The following is a 4,158-nucleotide window of genomic DNA, read 5'->3' as shown; positions in this document are numbered from 1 at the left end:
CTCGGGCCGCTGCACCGCCGTCGACGGCCCCGTACAGCCGGCGAGGACGGCGGCCAGCAGCACCGCCGGCACTGCGGTTCTCCGCAGGGCGGCCGTGACCGGGGACCCACGCATGAACCGATGGTGCCCGACGACGCTGGCAATCCGCCGCGTGCCGGTGGTTCGGCGAGACCGGATACGGGCATCCCGTGCGGAATGCGGTCCCGGGGCGGCCGTGTTCCAACCGTATGCGGGATTCCGGCGAATGGCGGGGCCCGCAGCACTGCAGGTGGGCGCGACTGCGAGCCCACCAAGGGCTACCCGCCGCAATGGGCGACACTAGTGGTACCGGCACGAGGAGGATGTTCAGATGGCTGACGAGACGAGTGGGGGTGCCGACACCCCCGAGCAGTACTACCAGCCCGAGTCCACCGGCATGTACGAGCTGGAGTTCCCCGCGCCACAGCTGTCGTCGGCCGACGGCCGCGGGCCGGTGCTGATCCACGCGCTGGAGGGATTCTCGGACGCCGGCCACGCGATCAAGCTGGCCGCCCAGCACCTGAAGAACACGCTCGACACCGAGCTGGTGGCGTCGTTCGCGATCGACGAACTGCTCGACTACCGCTCGCGGCGACCGCTGATGACGTTCAAGACCGACCACTTCACGCACTACGAGGAGCCCGAGCTCAATCTCTACGCGCTGCGCGACACGGCGGGCACGCCGTTCCTGCTGCTCGCCGGGATGGAGCCCGACCTGCGGTGGGAGCGGTTCATCACCGCGGTGCGGCTGCTGGCCGAACACCTCGGCGTGCGGCGCGTCATCGGGCTGGGCACCATCCCGATGGCGGTGCCGCACACCCGGCCGGTCAGCCTGACCGCGCACGCCACCGACAAGGAGCTGATCGCCGACCACACGCCGTGGGTGGGCGAGGTGCAGGTGCCGGGCAGCGTGTCCAACCTGCTGGAGTTCCGGATGGCGCAGCACGGTCACGAAGCGGTGGGCTTCACCGTGCACGTGCCGCACTACCTGGCTCAGACCGCATATCCGCAGGCCGCGGAGGCGCTGCTGGCCGAGGTCTCGCGGAGCGCGTCGCTGCAGATCCCGCTGGCCGCGCTCGGTGAGGCCGGCGCCGAGGTGTACGAGAAGATCAACGAGCAGGTCGAAGCGAGCGCCGAGGTCGCTCAGGTGGTGACGGCGCTGGAGCGACAGTACGATGCGTTCGTCACGGCACAGGAGAATCGGTCACTGCTGGCGCACGACGAAGAACTGCCCAGCGGTGACGAACTCGGCGCAGAATTCGAGCGGTTCCTCGCCCAGCAGTCCGGCGAGAAGTTCAAGGAAGACAAGTACAGAGACGGCTACGGCGACGGTTTCGGTGAGGGCGAAGACCGGCGGTAGCCCCGTACCGGAGGCCGCATGTCACCACGCAAGCCCGATCTTCGTCCGGTGCGGCAGCTGACGCCGTCGCTGGAGTACCGCACGATCCACGGCTACCGGCGGGCGTTCCGCATCGCCGGATCCGGTCCGGCGATCCTGCTGATCCACGGCATCGGTGACAACTCCACCACGTGGAGCACGGTGCAGACCGCGCTGGCGCAGCGGTTCACCGTCATCGCCCCGGACCTGCTCGGCCACGGGAAGTCCGACAAGCCCCGCGCGGACTATTCGGTGGCCGCGTACGCCAACGGCATGCGCGACCTGCTGAGCGTGCTGGACGTCGACCGGGTGACCGTCGTCGGCCACTCGCTGGGCGGTGGCGTCGCGATGCAGTTCGCCTACCAGTTCCCGCAGCTGGTGGAGCGACTCATCCTCGTCGGCGCGGGCGGGGTGACCGGTGACGTGAACGTGGCGCTGCGGCTAGCGTCGCTGCCGCTGGCCAGCGAGGCCCTCGCGCTGCTGCGGCTGCCGCTGGTGCTGCCCGCACTGCAGGCCGCCGGCCGCATCGCCGGCAGCGCACTCGGTTCCACCCGCGTCGGCCGCGATCTGCCGGAGATGCTGCGGATCCTGGCCGACCTGCCCGAGCCGACGGCGTCGTCGGCGTTCGCCCGGACGCTGCGCGCCGTCGTCGACTGGCGCGGGCAGGTGGTCACCATGCTCGACCGCTGCTACCTCACCGAATCCGTGCCTGTGCAGCTCATTTGGGGCTCGCACGACTCGGTCATCCCGGTCGGACACGCCGCGATGGCGCACACCGCTATGCCCGGTTCACGCCTCGAGGTGTTCGACAAGGCCGGCCACTTCCCGTTCCACGACGACCCGGAGCGCTTCGTCGAGGTGGTCGAGCAGTTCATCGACGCCACCGAGCCCGCCGTCTACGACCAGGAGCTGCTGCGGACACTGCTGCGCAACGGGCTGCGCGAGGGCACCCTGACCGGATCGGTCGGCACCCAGGTGGCGGTGCTCGACGCGATGGGAGCCGACGAGCGCAGCGCCACCTGACAATCGGCCACCCGGCCGAGCCGAGCACGTAGCATCGGCGCATGGCTACCGACGTGACAGTGTTGCGCGTTTTCACCGACGCCGACGGCCAGTTCGGCAACCCGCTCGGCGTGGTGGACGCGAGCACCGTGGACCCCGCCGACCGGCAGCGGATGGCGACCGAACTCGGTTACAGCGAAACGATTTTCGTCGACGTCCCCGAGCCCGGCGCGACCACTGCGCACCTGCGCATCTTCACCCCCGCCACGGAGCTGCCGTTCGCCGGCCACCCCACCGTCGGCGCGGCGTGGTGGCTGCGCGAGCAGGGGTCGGCCTTGCACACACTGCAGGTTCCCGCAGGCATCGTGCAGGTCGCCTACGACGGTGACCTGACCGCCGTCAGCGCGCGTTCGGACTGGGCGCCGGAATTCGCGATCCACGATCTGTCATCGCTCGACGAACTCGCCGAGGCCGACCCGTCGGATTTCCCCGACGACACCCAGCACTACCTGTGGACGTGGACCGACCGCGACAACGGCGAAGTGCGCGCCCGGATGTTCGCGGCCGTTCTCGGGGTACCCGAGGACGAGGCGACCGGCGCCGCCGCCGTGCGACTCACCGATTACCTCAGCCGCGACCTGACGATCGTGCAGGGCAGGGGTTCGATGATCCACACCCGGTGGAGCCCGGAGGGATGGGTGCGCGTAGCCGGCCGTGTCGTCAACGACGGCGCCCGGCAGCTGCCCTGACCGGTCAGCCCGACGTCCGCACCCGGCGGTGCTCGCGCAGCGCCTCGATCTCGCGCTCGAAGTCGTCGGCCGAGGAGAACGACCGATACACCGAGGCGAACCGCAGGTACGCCACCTCGTCGAGTTCACGCAGCGGGCCGAGGATCGCCAGGCCCACCTCGTTGCTCGGGATCTCCGGAGAGCCCGCCGCCCGCACTGCGTCCTCGACCTGCTGGGCCAGCAGGTTCAGTGCATCGTCGTCGACCTGACGCCCCTGGCAGGCACGCCGTACACCCTTGATGACCTTCTCCCGGCTGAACGGCTCGGTGACCCCGCTGCGTTTGACCACCGCCAGCACCGCCGTCTCCACCGTGGTGAAGCGGCGACCGCACTCGGGGCAGGAGCGCCTGCGGCGGATGGCCTGGCCCTCGTCGGTCTCGCGTGAGTCGACCACCCGCGAGTCGGGATGCCGGCAGAAGGGGCAATGCATCGTCGCTCCTTCGCTCCGTCGACAGGTACGCACGTCGAACCTCTCTGAGCGTACCTGCGCGGCGCCCGGACGACTCAGCGGCGTCGCGGTCGGCGCGCCTCCACGGGGCACTGCCACTCCCCTTGCGCAGTACGGCGATTCATCGCCCATGAGGCCGGTCAGCCCACTGGGGCGATCAGCGTCTGGCCCGCGTCGACCGCCGCCGAGTCCAGCTCGTTGAGTTCACGGATGCGATCGACGACCGCCGCGACCGGCGCCTCGGGCGCGACCCGCTGCGCGACCTGCTGCAGCGACTCACCGGTCTGGACCTGCACCACCGCCAGCTCGGCCGGCACCTGCGCGGGCGTGCCGACCACCCCACCGAGCTGCGCCACCACGCCCAGCCACACCGTGATCGCCGCGGCGACCAGGGCGAGGCCCACTGTCGCCAACGGGGTGATCGGCCTGCGTCGGTGCGACGCCCGCGACACGAGCACGCCCGTCCCGCGGTACTGGACGGGCCGCCCGCCGGGGCGGGTGGACTGCGGCCGCCTGCGGGCCTG

The 4,158-nt window shown here is 70.7% G+C and carries 5 protein-coding genes; 3 read left to right on the top strand and 2 right to left on the bottom strand.

Features of this window, described 5'->3' with window-relative positions:
* The first annotated feature begins 349 nt into the window (after nucleotides 1-349).
* From Q2100_RS29285 to Q2100_RS29275, 3 genes are read left to right on the top strand one after another with little or no spacing between them, the layout of a single operon-like run.
* Nucleotides 350-1,378 (top strand): proteasome assembly chaperone family protein, encoded by a 1,029-nt coding sequence (locus Q2100_RS29285; RefSeq protein ID WP_302471833.1) that lies wholly within the window; start codon nucleotides 350-352, stop codon nucleotides 1,376-1,378.
* 18 nt (nucleotides 1,379-1,396) lie between these two features.
* Entirely contained in the window at nucleotides 1,397-2,419 is a 1,023-nt protein-coding gene (locus tag Q2100_RS29280; RefSeq protein ID WP_264015314.1) for an alpha/beta fold hydrolase, read from the top strand.
* Between the two features lie 41 nt (nucleotides 2,420-2,460).
* Nucleotides 2,461-3,147 (top strand): PhzF family protein, encoded by a 687-nt coding sequence (locus Q2100_RS29275; protein WP_302916849.1) that lies wholly within the window; start codon nucleotides 2,461-2,463, stop codon nucleotides 3,145-3,147.
* 4 nt (nucleotides 3,148-3,151) lie between these two features.
* Here Q2100_RS29275 and nrdR read toward each other — a convergent pair whose 3' ends face one another.
* Together nrdR and Q2100_RS29265 are read right to left on the bottom strand one after the other, a co-directional pair.
* Nucleotides 3,152-3,616, bottom strand: coding sequence for a transcriptional regulator NrdR (nrdR, locus tag Q2100_RS29270; protein ID WP_264015317.1), 465 nt, complete (start codon nucleotides 3,614-3,616; stop codon nucleotides 3,152-3,154).
* A 158-nt stretch (nucleotides 3,617-3,774) separates the two neighbouring features.
* On the bottom strand, nucleotides 3,775-4,158 hold a 384-nt coding region (locus tag Q2100_RS29265; protein ID WP_302916848.1), incomplete at its 5' end, for a LysM peptidoglycan-binding domain-containing protein.

Source organism: Mycolicibacterium arseniciresistens, assembly GCF_030519285.1.
GTDB classification, from domain to species: Bacteria; Actinomycetota; Actinomycetes; order Mycobacteriales; family Mycobacteriaceae; genus Mycobacterium; species Mycobacterium arseniciresistens.
Note: the sequence above shows the minus strand (reverse complement) of the source record. Positions and strands in the feature narration are given on the sequence as shown.